Annotated in this window: 15 protein-coding genes and 1 tRNA gene; 10 read left to right on the top strand and 6 right to left on the bottom strand. The window is 41.5% G+C overall.

Translation table 11 applies throughout. The features are described 5' to 3' along the window. The first annotated feature begins 5 nt into the window (after positions 1–5). Positions 6–218 carry a hypothetical protein gene (locus ACE1CC_RS04075; RefSeq protein WP_413265810.1) on the top strand — a complete coding sequence of 71 codons (213 nt, stop codon included), beginning with the start codon at positions 6–8 and terminating at the stop codon, positions 216–218. Positions 219–276: 58 nt separating this feature from the next. Beyond that, the gene (locus tag ACE1CC_RS04070) at positions 277–675 is read left to right on the top strand and encodes a response regulator (RefSeq protein WP_413269191.1); all 399 of its coding nucleotides are present in this window, start codon (positions 277–279) and stop codon (positions 673–675) included. Between the two features lie 245 nt (positions 676–920). Here ACE1CC_RS04070 and ACE1CC_RS04065 read toward each other — a convergent pair whose 3' ends face one another. Further along, complete coding sequence (locus tag ACE1CC_RS04065) at positions 921–2519, bottom strand: helix-turn-helix domain-containing protein (protein ID WP_413269190.1); 1599 nt, start codon at positions 2517–2519, stop codon at positions 921–923. A gap of 431 nt (positions 2520–2950) precedes the next feature. Then, positions 2951–4342, bottom strand: coding sequence for a BamA/TamA family outer membrane protein (locus ACE1CC_RS04060; RefSeq protein ID WP_413269189.1), 1392 nt, complete (start codon positions 4340–4342; stop codon positions 2951–2953). A gap of 118 nt (positions 4343–4460) precedes the next feature. Here ACE1CC_RS04060 and ACE1CC_RS04055 point away from each other — a divergent pair, with 118 nt between their 5' ends. Both ACE1CC_RS04055 and ACE1CC_RS04050 read left to right on the top strand, forming a co-directional pair. After that, positions 4461–5291: a PHP domain-containing protein gene (locus ACE1CC_RS04055; RefSeq protein WP_413269188.1), complete on the top strand. Its 831-nt coding sequence runs from the start codon at positions 4461–4463 to the stop codon at positions 5289–5291. A gap of 191 nt (positions 5292–5482) precedes the next feature. Then, positions 5483–6979, top strand: a complete 1497-nt coding sequence (locus ACE1CC_RS04050) for an ATP-binding response regulator (protein WP_413269187.1) — start codon at positions 5483–5485, stop codon at positions 6977–6979. Positions 6980–7093: 114 nt separating this feature from the next. Here the strand turns inward: ACE1CC_RS04050 and ACE1CC_RS04045 are convergent, their stop codons facing one another. Further along, entirely contained in the window at positions 7094–7879 is a 786-nt protein-coding gene (locus ACE1CC_RS04045) for a calcium-binding protein (protein WP_413269186.1), read from the bottom strand. Between the two features lie 376 nt (positions 7880–8255). Here ACE1CC_RS04045 and ACE1CC_RS04040 point away from each other — a divergent pair, with 376 nt between their 5' ends. Then, positions 8256–8633 carry a response regulator gene (locus ACE1CC_RS04040; protein WP_459563797.1) on the top strand — a complete coding sequence of 126 codons (378 nt, stop codon included), beginning with the start codon at positions 8256–8258 and terminating at the stop codon, positions 8631–8633. Here ACE1CC_RS04040 and ACE1CC_RS04035 read toward each other — a convergent pair. The 3 genes from ACE1CC_RS04035 to ACE1CC_RS04025 form a co-directional block, all read right to left on the bottom strand. Continuing rightward, positions 8630–8938: a glycosyltransferase gene (locus ACE1CC_RS04035; RefSeq protein WP_413269184.1), complete on the bottom strand. Its 309-nt coding sequence runs from the start codon at positions 8936–8938 to the stop codon at positions 8630–8632. The two genes, ACE1CC_RS04040 and ACE1CC_RS04035, sit on opposite strands and share 4 nt — an antisense overlap. Further along, positions 8871–9950: a HEAT repeat domain-containing protein gene (locus ACE1CC_RS04030; protein WP_413269183.1), complete on the bottom strand. Its 1080-nt coding sequence runs from the start codon at positions 9948–9950 to the stop codon at positions 8871–8873. The genes ACE1CC_RS04035 and ACE1CC_RS04030 overlap by 68 nt, the downstream gene beginning before the upstream one ends. Positions 9951–10189: 239 nt before the next feature. After that, positions 10190–10263, bottom strand: a tRNA-Pro gene (locus ACE1CC_RS04025). A 505-nt stretch (positions 10264–10768) separates the two neighbouring features. On the opposite strand from ACE1CC_RS04025, the gene lipA reads away from it, so the two are divergent. The 5 genes from lipA (at position 10769) to ACE1CC_RS04000 (ending at position 15818) form a co-directional block, all read left to right on the top strand. Further along, positions 10769–11638 (top strand): lipoyl synthase, encoded by an 870-nt coding sequence (lipA, locus tag ACE1CC_RS04020; RefSeq protein ID WP_413269218.1) that lies wholly within the window; start codon positions 10769–10771, stop codon positions 11636–11638. 124 nt (positions 11639–11762) lie between these two features. Then, positions 11763–12686 carry an NAD(P)H-dependent glycerol-3-phosphate dehydrogenase gene (locus ACE1CC_RS04015; protein ID WP_413269182.1) on the top strand — a complete coding sequence of 308 codons (924 nt, stop codon included), beginning with the start codon at positions 11763–11765 and terminating at the stop codon, positions 12684–12686. 442 nt (positions 12687–13128) lie between these two features. Beyond that, positions 13129–14367: an RNA polymerase sigma factor SigC gene (sigC, locus tag ACE1CC_RS04010; RefSeq protein ID WP_413269181.1), complete on the top strand. Its 1239-nt coding sequence runs from the start codon at positions 13129–13131 to the stop codon at positions 14365–14367. A 378-nt stretch (positions 14368–14745) separates the two neighbouring features. Then, positions 14746–15273, top strand: a complete 528-nt coding sequence (locus ACE1CC_RS04005; RefSeq protein WP_413269180.1) for a Fur family transcriptional regulator — start codon at positions 14746–14748, stop codon at positions 15271–15273. An 89-nt stretch (positions 15274–15362) separates the two neighbouring features. Beyond that, complete coding sequence (locus ACE1CC_RS04000) at positions 15363–15818, top strand: Fur family transcriptional regulator (protein WP_413269179.1); 456 nt, start codon at positions 15363–15365, stop codon at positions 15816–15818. Positions 15819–16054: the final 236 nt, after the last annotated feature.

Raw genomic sequence — 16054 nt, 5'->3', positions numbered from 1 at the left:
GCCCAATGACAGAAATTAGAAATGACTCATCCAAAGCGTTCGTAGTGCAACACTCGATTAACATACTCAATCAAGCAGCAAATAAACTACAAGAAAATGATTTTGTCTCTGCTCAAGTGATGATTGGAGTAGCCAAACATCTACTAGATGAAGTGCAAACCGATCTAGAACATTATTTAACAATTCAGAAGATGTTGAAAGATACTTTAAAATCCTAGCCAATAACAATTGTAGCGATGCCGGAAGCGATCGTTAGCTGTGAAATCTTTTTGCATTATGTCTAGTGCTAAATCTATTTTGCTGATTGATTACGAAGCAAGTGTGCGCGAAGTGCTTCAAGTTTGCTTGAGCGAAATTGGCGGTTGGAATGTCATAGCAGTTGCTTCTTTTGAAGAAGGATTAGCATTATTGCTAACCGAAAAACTTGATGCCATTATCATGGATAATGTCACCGCAAAAAGAAACAGTACCAGATTTATTCAAAAGCTGAAGGCGAATCCTTTAACTCAGTCAATTCCGATTTTGTTAATTACCCATAAAGCAAGTTGGTATAGTCGTCAACATTTGCAAGAAATGAGTGTGGTGGGTGCGATCGCCAAACCCTTTGATCCTGTCTTTCTACCAGTACAAATTTCTAAACTATTAGGCTGGAATTCCACTGTTCCATCAGATTGATCTCTCGGATCTCTCCTTGTCTTTGATATCATGTCCGACCAATCAACCATAGTATAAACGATCGCAAACCTGTAGAGACGTTGCATGCAACGTCTCTACAGAATGGGTAATCAACCGGACATGATATGAGACTCTTGGGACAAGGAATTTTTACTTTCTGCCCTGGAGTATACTCGTTCCCCGGTTCAACCGGGGAACGAAGAATAGAGGCGGGAGCCTCTTGCCTCTTGGTGCAAGATCTGAGTTCACGCTAAACCTAAAACCTTGCGTAACAACGCTTGATCTTCCAACTTGGCAGATAAACGTCCTTTTTCTAAATCTCTGATCCAGCTTTGGCTTTTTCCAGTCATTTTTGCCAAATCTCTTTGAGACATACCTTGACGTTTTCTTGCTGCCAAAATTTGTTCAGCAGACAAAACTACCTGCTCAATTTGTTTGGTTTTTTTAATCCGATTGGTACGCTTTTTCTTGTCTTCCTCGCTGTTTTGCTGTTCCCAACCCACAGGCAATTCAAACCACAAAATCCGCGCATTCATCAAAGAATTCCATTTCCCACGCGGGCCAATATCGGTAATCCGAGAATCATTACCTCCATCGTTGATCCAAAAGTCTAAAGCATCATCGGCATCATCAGGAAGTTCTGATAACTTTGCCCAAAGTGGTTGAATTTCTGGCGGATAAGTTACCGGATCGAATATCGGTTTAATTCCATAATGATGGAGACATTCTAAGTCGCTTTCAAATGTTTTCAACAATCTCTTCCTTTCTTCCCGCATTTGCGTTGCCAAAGCGACTTTTTCTTCTCCGTAAGCAATTCGCATTAATGTGGGTACGGTAATTCGCTGTTCTTTGCCCATTTTGGCTTTAAACAACAACCATAACATCATTCTTGCCGCACCTTCATGTTGCTGCCAAATACTCATAACGTTGGTTAACAGAGATTTGGGCAAAATGCCGTATTGATAAAAAGCAGTGCGTTCTTTACAACCTTGTTTGTTTAGGAAGTACTGTGCCCAAATTCCAGCGCGAATTTTGAAAGTTAATCCCACTAGATATTTGCATCCTAATTCATCTTCTTGAAAATGATGCTGAATTTCTAGTAAGTGCCATAAGCGAGTTCCACTGACAGAAAAGCCGTTGATTTTTCCTTGTTTCGGCCAATCTATAGAAGCAGTAATTAAGCAAGGTTGGAGGGCAATTTCTCTGATTAAAGCGAGTTTGAAAGCTTTACTTAAGTCTTTGCGTTTGTCGAGTCCTAAGTATTCTTCTATTTGTCGATCGTTAATCAAAAATTCCTGCTGCCAGGGTTTTTCTAAGGCAGTGGCATGGGCCGCATATATCAGGTGCATACAAGCAGCACGAATGTCTAGGGATTCGATCGCTTTAACTGCCTCTTTTCCCGTTAACGGCGCTGCATCATCAGAAAGGCTTTCGGTAATTCTTAATGAGATTCCGCCCCTGCCTCCATTAATTGAGCGTTCATAACAAGGCTGTCCCGAAGCTTCTACTTTCCAGGGTAAAGATTGCCTTTGCGCTAACAAATTACAGAGTTCCCAAATCAATATCGAAGAGGCAAAGGGATTATTTTTCCCATTAGCAAATAAGTCCGGGTTAGTTATCGGTCTAGTTTCGGCTTTGTATCTGCCCTTCTTCGGTTCTGACGGTAAAGGACAGTCGATCGGGCAATAAGTCAGACATTGCGCTTCTGGATAATAACCTTCACAATTATTGCAAAGACTAGGGTCAATCCAATAATCATCACTCACCACTTTAATTGCACCAGTTGGGCAGTGAGTCCGACAACTATCACACTTTAAGCAAGTACCGGGGATTTTGTATGCCATAAGCCAATCACATTTCTTCTCAGCAAGATACCGACAATCTCGAACTTTTATCGACTCATCTCACCTGAAGCTCTATTAAGTTATTTATTATAAAGATATATAAGTGAAATTTTATGTTTGTTCATCACAAGCTATTTAATAGACATTTAATAACTTCAGGTCTAAGCATTATGAAATTTTCCAATTATTTACATATTGCTTACATATAAAAAGTACGCTAAGTATTTTTGAAATTTTGTTCATCTAGAACATTTTAACAGATCTTAACATAAATTTACTAAAGAGCCAGAGGTGATGAGTAGAGGCTGTGGCGTTAAATTGAAACTTGATAAGAATTCCTGATTAAGGTGAGGAATACAATGGAAAAATCCGGTTGCTTTAGAAAATTTTTCCCTGAAGAAACCGGATTTTATAGAGAATAGATGTTAAGATTAAAAGCGATCGCCAATCACCACAAAAACCTCATTACCACCGCGATCGTTCCAACCGACTTCAAACCTGATTAACCCAAAAGGACTGCGAGCATTAAAACCAAAACCATAACCCAAACCATCCCCAGGTTTATCTCGGACTACCGCAGGTTTACCCGTGACATCATCAGCCGTGCCAAAATCAGTGGCGTAGTCTACAAACAGACTTGCCGACACATCAAAAGGTTGGCGAAAAGCAGTAAAAGAAAAGACAGGAAAACGGTATTCAGCGGTAGCTTGAATGAAACTGCGACTAGTAGAAATTTCACCTTTGCTGTAACCGCGTACTGAAGAAGTACCACCTAAATTAAAAGCTTCATAAGGCGGAACATCACCCAGCATAGTACCTGTTTGCAAATTTAAAATAAAAGTTTGCGGCCCTTCAGTAAAATTCAACAACCTTACCGGAAAAAATTGCGTGAAGTTAGCAGCAAGCCGCGTATAAGTAATGCTAGAATCTCCCACAGGTAAAGATTGATCCAAGCCAAATTTGATCCGAGAACCACTGGTAGGATAACTAGGATTATCAGTGGTATCGTACAAACCAGCGAAATTTAAAGTTAATAAAACATCAATTCCGTCATTGCTAAAAGATAATTCGTTACCCAATTCATCTCGTGGAGAAATATCAGAAGTAAAAGCCGCATCTCGGATCGCTACTCTTTGATAATTAAATCCTACCGCCATTTGCAGTTGCGGCGCTAAACGTTGGGAATATTCTATGCCACCACCCAAGCGATCGACCCAAGGTTCATCTCCCCCCGGTAATTCTACCTCCCTTTCTCCTTCCTCAAAAGCCGGAACTCGCGACTGTTGACTAGAAAAATTAACCGAAAAAATCCCCGGTAAAGTTCCCGGTGCAATGCTATAACTAAGGTCAACACCTAATAATTCAAAACCACCAATTGCTTCAAGTACCAACCTTTGGTTATCACCAATTTTTTGCTGTACGTATCCGCTAATGGAAAATGATGGTAATGCAGTTGATTGTGCGGCTACAACTGTTTCACGAGTTGGCCCTTTTAATGCGGTAGGTTCCCCTAAAATTGAACCAAAACCAAAACTGAAAGCTTTATCTCCGGGAAATAAAGGCGAGTTGACTGTTGGATCTGTAGTATCCTGTGCAAATTCTCTAGTCTGAGATTGAGAAGCATTAGGTAACAAATCGACAGCGTTAGTGGAGACTTTTTCTAAAGTGGGATAGGATAAGCGATCGAAATAGCTTGCTTCTAATAACAAATCTGTCCAAGACAAATCCTGACTCCAGCTAGCAGTTGCAAAAAATAGGTTCCCAGAGGTAGCACCTAAAATCAGGAATAATGGTCGTATAAAAGACTTGTTTGGCGTTGGCATTGACTTTTTCCTCACACTTGCCAAATAGAATAACATCCAGCCATGCCAAAGTCAGTTATTCTTTACACTCAGAAGTTTAAACTCGCGGGATTTTCAGCATTATTTTTATAATATAAGAATGCTAGAACTTCACTGTCACACAACCTATTCCGACGGCACTCTTACACCAGCTGAACTCGTAAAAAAAGCTGCCCAAACTGGTGTAAAAGCGCTAGCAATTACCGATCACGATACCGTTTCTGGTTGGGATGAAGCAATTGCTGTTGCTGCTAACTACGAAATAGAAATAGTTCCAGGTATCGAACTGAGCACCGTACATAATGAACGTTCATTACATATTTTGGGTTTTTATCCCAACCCAGATTTAATCCGTCCAGCATTACAAGAACGTTTAGCCGGAAGAAAACGCCGTGCTGCACAAATGGTAGCGAATTTAGCGAATTTAGGTTATCATATTCAACTTCCCGAAATGGGCGCAGAAATGGCACCCGGAAGACCGCATATTGCAGCGGCACTGGTGAAAGCGGGAATAGTAAGATCATCTCAGGAAGCCTTCGATCGCTGGTTAGGAGATGACAAACCTGCTTATGTACATTATGAAAAATTTTCCATCCAAGAAGGTGTTTCTTTACTGCGGGAATGTGGCGCTGTACCTGTGTGGGCACACCCCTGTTTATTTCGCGGTGGTGTAATTACAGAAGTGCTTAAAGAATTGGTAGACGCAGGTTTAATGGGAGTAGAAGTTTACCATCCTAACCACAATTCCAGAGAGCAAAAGATGCTGTTAGAATTGTGTGCTAAATATGGTTTACTGGTTACAGGTGGCAGCGATTATCATGGCCCAAATCTTATGTCCAAAGATGAGGATCGATCGCTCAATCATCTGCATTTACCGATAGAATTACTAACACCTGTAAAAACAGCCGCAGCAACTTTACAACAGTTGTAGGGGCAATTCATGAATTGCCCGTACTGGGCAATTCATGAATTGCCCGTACTGAGCAATTCATGAATTGCCCGTACTGAGCAATTCATGAATTGCCCGTACTGAGTTTTCAGTTAAGCAGAAACTTTGGCAAGTTTTGAGTTTTAATTTTCTCCTCTGCCCCCCTGCCCCCCTGCCCCCCTGCCTTCAAGTCTATGAAAGCTGACATTTTGGTAATAGATGATACGCCGGAAAATCTAAATCTTTTGTCTGCCATGCTGACAGAACAAGGTTACAAAGTTCGCAGCGTGACTAAAGGTTCCACAGGGTTAAGAGGGGCACAAGCTGCGCCGCCTGACTTAATTTTGTTGGATGTAAATATGCCGCAAATGAACGGTTATGAAGTGTGTCAGCAGTTAAAAAAAGACGATCGCACTCGTGAAATTCCAGTAATTTTTATCAGTGCTTTAGGAGATGTTTTAGATAAAGTCAAAGCTTTTGCTGTAGGGGGAGTAGATTACATTACTAAACCTTTTCACGTTGAAGAAGTTTTAGCCAGAATTGAAACACACCTGACAATTTGTAAGTTACAAAAACAACTGCAAACGCAAAACTCGCTATTACAACAGGAAATTCGCGATCGGGAAAAAGCCGAAGAGAAATTTAGGAAAGCATTTCGTTCTAGTCCTAACCCAATTGCGATCGCCACGCTGGAAGAAGGCATATTTATTGAGATCAATCCCAGCTTTTTAAGAATGAGTGGTTATTCCCAAAGCGAAGTAATTGGACATAACGCTGCTGAATTAAATTTAGGAATTCCCCAAGAAATTTACGAACAAGCTATACAACAATTATTAGAAACCGGATATTTGCAAAATCAAGAATGTGAATTTCGCACTAAAAACGGAGAAACAAAATCCGTATTATTATCAGTAGAATTAATCGACCTTAGCGGAATTCCCTGTACTTTGAATATAGTCAACGATATCACCGAACGCAAACGTTTAGAAAATGAATTTATCTCTTTAGTCAGTCACGAATTACGCACTCCCTTAACTTCTTTAATGGGTTCCTTAGACATTCTCTGCGCTGGAAAATTGGGAACTTTAACACCCAAAGGACAAAATGTTTTAAGAATTGCGATTACTAACACCGAAAGATTGATTCGGTTAATTAACGACATCCTCGATTTAGAAAGGATGAAATCCGGCAAAATTGCCATGCAAATGGTTAAATGTAATGCTGCTAAAATTATCAATCAAGCAGTAGAATCAATGCAAGCTTTAGCAGATCAAGCAGAAATTAAATTAATCGCGCAACCTTTGAATGTAGAATTGTGGGCAGATCCCGATCGCTTATTACAAACCTTCACCAACCTACTCAGCAACGCCATTAAATTTTCCGAATCAGGTAGCAATGTTTGGATTAATACCGAACTCAAAAAATCAGAAAATCCTGACTCTGACTTCATATTATTTACAGTCAAAGATCGAGGTCGAGGCATCCCTTCTGATAAATTACACCTAATTTTTGAACGTTTCCAACAAGTAGATGCCTCCGACTCCCGTAAAAAAGGAGGAACAGGATTAGGATTAGCGATTTGTCGCCACATCATTGAACAACACGAAGGCAAAATTTGGGCAGAAAGCGTTTTAGGTGAAGGTAGTACATTTCACATTTTATTACCCTGTGAAAAAGTACTGGGTTCGTAGTAGCGACTTCAGTCGTAATCCCCCCAGTTCGTAGTAGCGACTTCAGTCGTAATCCTTAGTAAAGAAAAGACTGAAGTCTTGACAACGAACCAACACAACGAACCAACTAAAAACCTAAATATCACCCACAGAAATGATTTTGCCAGAAATATCAGATGGTAAAACATTCACCGCATAAGTGAAAACTACACCATTACTAAATTCAATAGAAGTACCAGTAATAAAACCATCCCCATTTGGGTCAATATCTACACCAGTCAAATCAAATAAACTCTGTCTAATTGTCGCTGGAGTAACCCCAGGAATATTGGCAACTCCCGGAATAGTTGTGATGATACTTAAAGGAACATCCAGAGGTCTAAGAGTGAAATTTGCTTCTGTAAATCCACCTGTAACCCCAATAACATCATTAACCCTATCAAAGTCTAAAATAATATCTAAATTGTTATTATCAGCTAAAACGATATCAGTTCGTAAAGCAAACAAATCTGCGCCGTTTCCTCCCACTAACACATCTGTACCCAAATCTCCAATTACTACATCATTGCCATCTTCTCCGCTTACTAAATCTGCATCTTTGCCGCCTCGAACTGTATCATTTCCTGCACCTCCAAAAACTAAATCTTCTCCTAAATTACCGTTCACTTGGTCATTACCAAAACCTCCTGAAATTCGATCTCTACCTTTTCCACCTAGTACTAAATCATCGCCTCCTCCGCCTTGAATAGTATCATTGCCTTGATTACCGTTAATAATTTCTGGATCTGTTGAACCGATGACAACATCATTACCATCTAAAGCAACTAATCCGATCGGTAAACCTGCAAGTAAACCAGGTGGAATTTCCAAAAAATCATTGCCTTGTGTTAGGAAATAGAAACCAAATTCAGATGCTGGCATGGTGATATCCTCTTTGTTAATTTAACTATCTCGATCGCTAATTCATGCCCCAGCTAATATAATTACCAAGCGTTGAGCAATATATTATACTGGCTAGTAACTAGATACTAACTTAAGTTGCTGAGTTACAAATATAGTCGGTTTGATCCCCCCTAACCCCCCGAACTTCGGGGGGAACAGGATTCAAAGTCCCCCGAACCCAAGGCCACGTAAATCAGGAATTTAAATATATGATAATCTTTTATTAGCTAAATTTAGGATAAGACAACAAATTTAAATTTACCCTAGTTCTTCCCGATTTAGATTTACATTAGCCGATAATACCAAATTAACAACTATCAAAAGTATGAACACCCAATTAGTAGCGGAGCATTTTATGAGTAAAAATATCCTCATAGTTGATGATGAAGAAGATGTGCGTGCGATCGCACAAATGGGATTAGAAATGGGCGCAGGTTGGAGTGTAGTAACTGCCAGTTCGGGAAAAGAAGCTTTAGAAATTGCTGCCCACCAAAAACCAGATGTTATTTTATTAGATATGATGATGCCAGACATGGATGGCAGAAGTACACTACAACAGTTAAAAGCTAATCCCACAACTCAACCAATTCCGGTTATATTAGTTACTGCTAAAGCCCAAAATGGTTATCAAGAAATTTTTGCTGATATGCCAGTAGCTGCTATATTTGCTAAACCTTTCCGTCCCTTAAAATTAGCTGAACAAATTAGCGAAGCACTCGGTTGGAGTGACTAGCTTTTTTCCCTATAATAATATTTTAAAATATCCTCAAACCATTGTTCCATTCGCTCGCCTAAAGCTGGCAAAGAATATTCAATTTCTGCTTGCTGACGGCAGGTATTGCGATCGATTCGCTCGATTTGTGCGATCGCCTTAACCAACTCCTCCACATTATCCGGTTCTACCAAAAAACCCGTCTTTCCTGGTTGGATAATTTCTCCGGGGACACCCCGATTATAAAATATGAACTCATTAATTCGGTGGTTTATCCCAAGAATTTCCTTGATTAGTATTAGTAAAAGACGGAAAATTATCCACACTAGAAACCCCTCGCACTCGGTTCATTTGAGTCATAGCCCACTTTGCAGTTTCTTGCACTTCCGCATCTGGATCGTCAATAGCGTGACGCAACAATTGACTAATTTGCGCCATTAATTCATAAATCCGAGTCACATCCCGAATCGCATTTTTCCGCACCTCCGCATTTTCATCTTGCAACGAAATCACCAAAGCACGCTGCAAAGGTTTCAGCGTCCGATGCCCAATTTGGGAAATAGCTTCTAAAATCAAACAACGCTGTTTAGAATCAGCATCAATTAACGAATTAACCAAAGGTTGAATTGCTCTAGAATCTCCCCTTTGCGCCAACTCCCAAATTGCCTTACGTCGCTTCGTCGGATCTGGATTTTGTAAATCTTTAATTAACTCATCAACAATATTAATTTTCGGGAGGCGAGTAGTTTCTTGCACCTCTAAATTACTATCTGTCGCTACTGATTTTGGTTCCGATTTTGGTTCCGATAATGGTTCATCTTCCGCAGCAGTTAATATATGATTAGCATGACCATTTTTATCTACTTCTATTGGTTTTATTTCGTGAACCTCAATCACAGAATTAGCAGGTTCATAAACAGGAACTCGATCGTTTTCTACAATTTCTACCACCGTCTCCGGCTGACTTTCTGATGCTTCCGACTCAGATGTTTCCGTTTGGGAAACTTCAGGAGGAACTTCCCAATGTTTGAGAATGTATTGCAGTCCTCCCGCAATAATCACCAAAAATACCCCAGCACCCATCCAAAACAAAGGCCACTTCGACGATTTTTTGCCAGAATTAGTTTTAGGTTTAGGAGTAGGAGAAGGCTTCGTTTCCCCAAGATTCTGTAATATATCGATCGGAACCGAGTCTCCCCCAGGCTTCGGCACGTTATTCTGAACTTGGATAGTTATAGATGGAAATCTGGGTGCCCCTGACGCTACCGTAGCGCCAGAAACAAAGCTGAAGCAAGAAGTGCAGGAGAACAAAACGAGAGCCAGACGTGAGGGCATCATAAACTAACTTCGGGTTAGAGAGGGCAGCTAACATCAGCCATTAATGTAAATGACTTTAAGCTAGTTCAATCCTAATCTGCCATCTCACCAGAAACACATTCTAGTTGCCTTAGCTTATAGCAAATTTTCCAATTTTGTGCAGTTATAGTTTAAAGAGATTTGGGTAATTAAGCAAGAGCGATCGCTAATCTGCCAATCTGTCAACGCGGACAAATAATCTGGCAATCCACTACCAACAATCGGGATGACAGGATTTGAACCTGCGGCCCCCTCGTCCCGAACGAGGTGCGCTACCAAGCTGCGCTACATCCCGGATTTAACAAATCAGTTTTTTTATCATATCACAAATTAAAGGACTGGTGATTGGGGAATGAAGGCTGGGAGGTGTGGAGAGTTGTTGATTAAATTAAGGATCTTCCCCCCATTCCCCCATCCCCCTATCTCCCCACCTCCTCTGCTATGATCAATCCTGGTTAAAGAGGTTGACAGTAAGAGGCAATTGTCAATTACCCACACTTCTCTAACGGGTAAGTGTGGGCTTGTGTTTCCTACAAGCCCTGTTGACCAGCCTAAGTTTCAGATTGCTGAAACTACGTTATCAGGGTCATGACACCTTAGGTTCAGACCTAGTTTTCGGCTTTCTACTAAGAATAAACGTTTTGACGTTCATCCTAAATATTTAATTATGATTCACCAAGCTGATGGTTATGAATATGAATTCTCAAAATAAGGATTCGCTACGCGATTCTGAATTAGTTGGCGACAATTCCCTGGACGCTGAACCGCAGGTCAGCGTCCAGGGAATTGTCGCATTTAAGGTGGTAGTCAAACCAGAATGGTTGCGAGTAAAAGCGCCTCAGTGGGAGCGTGTTGGCAGCGTTAAAGAAATTTTGCGGGATTTATCCCTGAATACCGTTTGCGAAGAAGCATCTTGCCCCAATATTGGCGAATGTTTCCACAATGGCACAGCGACATTTTTAATTATGGGGCCTGCCTGTACGCGAGCCTGTCCTTACTGTGACATTGATTTTGAGAAAAAACCGAAACCCCTCGACCCTACAGAACCAGAAAGATTGGCAGAGGCAGTGCGACGGTTAAAGTTAAATCATGTGGTAATTACTTCGGTTAACCGGGATGATTTACCTGATGGTGGCGCTTCTCAGTTTGTCCGTTGTATTTCGGAAATCCGCGCTATTTCTCCGGGTACAACAATTGAAGTGTTAATTCCTGATTTGTGTGGAAATTGGGCAGCATTAGCCCAGATTTTACAAGCGGCACCGGAAGTTTTGAATCACAATACAGAAACAGTACCTCGTTTGTATCGTCGGGTACGTCCCCAAGGGGAATATCAGAGGACGCTGGAGTTGCTTGCGCGATCGCGCCAACTAGCCCCCAAACTTTACACCAAATCTGGCATCATGGTAGGACTGGGAGAAACTGACGAGGAAGTTCGCCAAGTTATGCAAGACTTACGAGCAGTAGATTGCGATATCCTCACCATAGGTCAATATCTACAACCCAGTCAAAAACATCTGCAAGTTGCAGGTTTTGTCACCCCCGAACAGTTCGCCGCTTGGCAAAAATTTGGCGAAAGCATCGGATTTTTACAAGTAGTTTCCTCTCCCTTAACTCGGAGCTCTTACCACGCAGAACAAGTTAGAGCTTTAATGGAAAGATACCCCCGGTAGGTGAGCAGGGGGGCAGGGGGGCAGGGGTGATCTCGGAGTTTTTCCCTAACCCCTAACCCCGCGCCAGTCCCCAGTCCCCAGTCCCCAGTCCCCAGTCCCCATTCAAAACGCAAAACTCCCGCAGATGGAAACAAAGATCGCAGTTATTGGTGCTGGTGCTTGGGGTTCGACTTTAGCTTTTTTGGCGAAGGCGAACGGTCATCAAGTGCATTTATGGTCGCGCCAAAGTTCCTCAACTCTGGCGGATGTCTTAGCAGATGTAGACATCGTGGTTTCTGCTGTTTCCATGAAGGGTGTAAGACCTGTAGTAGAACAATTACGGGGTTTATCCCTGGGGAAAGTAATTTTTGTGACGGCGACCAAAGGGTTAGATCCTTCGACTACCTGTACTCCTTCTCAGATTTGGCAAGCGGCGTTTCCGGCAAATTCTGTAGTAGTTCTAGCTGGGCCAAATTTATCTAAAGAAATTCAAGCAGGACTACCCGCAGCTACGGTAGTTGGCAGTAACGACATGGCAGCGGCTAAACTAGTACAAACACTCTTTAATTCCAGTCGGTTTCGGGTTTACACTAATGATGATCCCTTGGGTGTGGAGTTGGGTGGGACGCTGAAAAATGTGATGGCGATCGCAGCTGGTGCCTGTGACGGTTTGCAGTTAGGAACAAACGCCAAAGCAGCACTCGTCACTCGCGGACTCGCGGAAATCATCCGTATTGGTAATCACTGGGGAGCGAAAACTGATACATTCTATGGTTTATCAGGGTTAGGCGACCTCCTCGCCACTTGTAACAGCCCTTTAAGTCGGAACTATCAAGTAGGTTATGGATTAGCGAAAGGGAAAAAGCTCACAGAAATTTTAGCCAACTTAGAAGGAACCGCTGAAGGAGTCAATACGTCCCAAGTGCTAGTTCATTTAGCTAATCAACAAGGAATTTATATCCCTATTTCCGCGCAAGTCGATCGCTTACTCAAAGAAGAAGTCACCCCGCAAGCAGCCGTAGACTCACTCATGCTGCGAGATGTCAAACCAGAAACACATCTACCCTAATCAGTAATCCTTGAGTATCACAGCAAATTATGTTTTAGGGATTTTTGTAATATATCTTCAATTAAATTAAGGCAATTATCTAGAAAGTGATCGGGAACTCATCTACCTAGTGATGTAGATTAACTTATCCTCTGACAGAGGTCACGTAAGACATACATGATGCGACTCTATACTAGCTGAGGATAGAGAAGTTCACCCACTCCGTCTGAAAATTTTTATTTTATGGCACAACATTGTTATCTATTCGACTAATTATGGGAAAGATAGATTATGTGCTACTAAAGACGGTAGTCGTCAAGCTCCAGAGTGCATTACTGGAAGTCTTATGAGTAAGTAGGGCAACTATCAAGATTATATTTCGTCAAGAAAGATGCCCACACAAAAAACCAATCGCCAAATTCAAAAAGCCCCTTTGTCATCCGGAGCAGTTGAGGCAATAACTATGCCAGCAACCTTTTATACCACTGATGCCAGCTACAATAGTCAACCAGAAGCCCCTAGCTTTCAGTTAGACGAAATGGAACCAACAGTTAGGGATCTAGTTGATCTAGAGATCGAGGAAGAAGAAACTGCCAATTTAACGAAAAGTCCTAACCGCCGTACCAACGACTTAGTTCGTTTGTATCTGCAAGATATTGGTCGAGTACGTTTGTTAGGGCGAGATGAAGAAGTTTCGGAAGCCCAACAAGTCCAGCGCTATATGCGGTTGCTGGAATTACGAGATCAAGCTGCCCAAAAGGAAGATGGGGTACTCCGGCAATATGTAGAATTGATTGAAAGTCACGATCGCCTAGCCGCTAATTTAGGTCATCGTCCCTCCTTTGAAAGATGGGCAAATGCAGCCGGAATCGCACTAGCGGAACTGAAGCCAATTTTAGCCGCCGGAAAACGCTGTTGGGCAGAATTAGTCAATTTAACTATTGAAGAACTAGAACAAATTCAAACAGAAGGGATTCGAGCCAAAGATCACATGATTAAGGCAAACTTGCGCTTAGTCGTGTCTGTCGCGAAAAAATACCAAAATCGTGGTTTGGAATTGTTGGATTTGATCCAAGAGGGTACTCTGGGATTGGAACGAGCCGTTGAGAAGTTTGACCCTACTAAAGGTTATCGCTTCAGCACTTATGCTTACTGGTGGATTCGTCAGGGAATCACCCGTGCGATCGCCACTCAAAGCCGCACCATCCGTCTCCCAGTCCACATTACCGAAAAACTCAACAAAATCAAAAAAGCCCAGCGCAAAATCTCTCAAGAAAAAGGTCGCACCGCCACTCTCGAAGATTTAGCAAAGGAACTAGAAATGACACCTTTGCAAGTCCGGGAAGTTCTCTTCCGCGTTCCTCGCTCCGTTTCCTTTGAAACTAAAGTCGGGAAAGAAAAAGATACCGAACTCGGCGACTTGTTACCCACCGAAGAAATTTCTCCCGAAGACACTTTAATGCGGGAAGCTCTCTACCGTGACTTACAGCAGCTTTTAGCTGACTTAACCACCAGGGAAAGAGATGTGATTCTCATGCGCTTTGGTTTGGAAGATGGTCGATCCTACTCTTTAGCAGAAATTGGTCGCGCTTTGGATCTATCTCGCGAACGAGTTCGGCAAATAGAAGCGAAAGCTCTGCAAAAGTTACGTCAACCAAAACGCCGTAATCGTGTCCGTGATTATCTGGAGTCTTTTGGTTAAGTTTTTCAGTTAGTTCATTGTGTTTGTCTCCATTGACCGAGATTGCTGTTCTCGGTCTTTTTTTTTAAAAGGGAACTTCTGAACGAGGAACAGTAGAAACTTTTGAGTTGTTCAGGCAATTTAACTCTACAATTTTGCAATTATAGAGATGTCTATTAAAAATAAAAAATATTTTGGTTACAATCTTTATCTGTTCTAAAAACCTTAATTAACAAGGGTTACAGCTTTTCATCTTCTTTTTTTAATTAGATTAATTCTCAATTATCTGGAGTTTTCAGGATTCTTTTAGAAACTTATTCTCAATAACTGAAAGTTCTTGAAAATTAGTAGCAATATTGTGTATCCTTCCTAAATAGAAGGCTTTCTAATAACGTCAATATGAGTACCTACACAGCAGGCTCGTTTAAAGCTGAACTGAATGAAAAAGGTTGGCGTTTAACTCCCCAAAGACAAACTATTTTGCAAGTCTTTCAAGACCTTCCCGAAGGGAAACATTTGAGTGCGGAAGAACTTTACTCTGTACTCCAAGGTCAAGGTGAGAAAATCAGCCTATCCACGGTTTATCGTACCCTGAAGCTAATGGCGAGAATGGGTATTCTCCGAGAATTAGAACTAGCAGAAGGACACAAGCATTATGAAATCAATCAGCCCTATCCCAATCATCATCATCATTTAGTCTGTATTCAATGCAACAAAACGATCGAATTTAAAGATAATTCAATTTTGAAAGTTGGCTTGAAACAAACGGAAAAAGCTGGACTGCATTTGTTAGACTGTCAACTGACTATTCATACTGTTTGTCCAGAAGCTTTGCGCCAAGGCTGGCCTTCTCTGCTACCAAGCAATTGGTCTTGCTTGCGCTCCCATACTCCAGCAGCTGAGGAATCTAAATTTCCCACATATTAAGATAAATTCTCAATAGTCTAAGTTTCTTGAAAATAAATCGCTAATTAGTTATCATTTTCAATAACTGTACCTTTCTTGAGAATGAGATCATGCCAGTCTATACAGCATCCTCACTGAAAGCTGAGCTAAATGAAAGAGGTTGGCGTTTAACTCCCCAACGGGAAACCATTTTACACCTTTTCCAAGAATTGCCCAGAGGCGATCATTTAAGTGCGGAGGATCTTTATCACCGATTAGAAAGCAAAGGGGAACCGATTAGCTTATCTACGATTTACCGCAGTTTGAAATTAATGGCGAGAATGGGTATCTTGCGTGAGTTGGAATTGGGCGAAGGACATAAACATTATGAACTAAATCAGCCCTATCCCCACCATCACGACCACCTGATTTGCGTCCGTTGTAATAAGACTGTGGAATTTAAAAATGATGCAATTTTGAAAATAGGAACCAAAACCGCAGAAAAAGAAGGATATCAGCTACTTGACTGTCAACTTACTATTCATGCGATTTGTCCTGCTTGCCAACGGGCATTGCTACCGATTTAAAAACAAAAAGTTCTCTCAAGCCCCTGAAGGGGGATGGGGAGATGGGGGGATGGGGGGATGGGGGGATGGGGGGAAGATAATTTAACTGACTACCTCTTGAACGCACCCCAACTAAATCGGAGATTATAGTTGGGGATTCTTGCGCTAGGAAACCATAAGATTTCTCAGCGTATCCAGAGTTACTGGCGTTCTCAGTGTGTCGTTGGAACTTTTGCCAACGAACACTCTAGAAAAAT

Origin of the sequence: Floridaenema aerugineum BLCC-F46 (assembly GCF_041929345.1) — a bacterium.
Lineage (GTDB): Bacteria > Cyanobacteriota > Cyanobacteriia > Cyanobacteriales > Aerosakkonemataceae > Floridanema > Floridanema aerugineum.
This window is presented reverse-complemented; position numbering and strand designations above follow the sequence as displayed.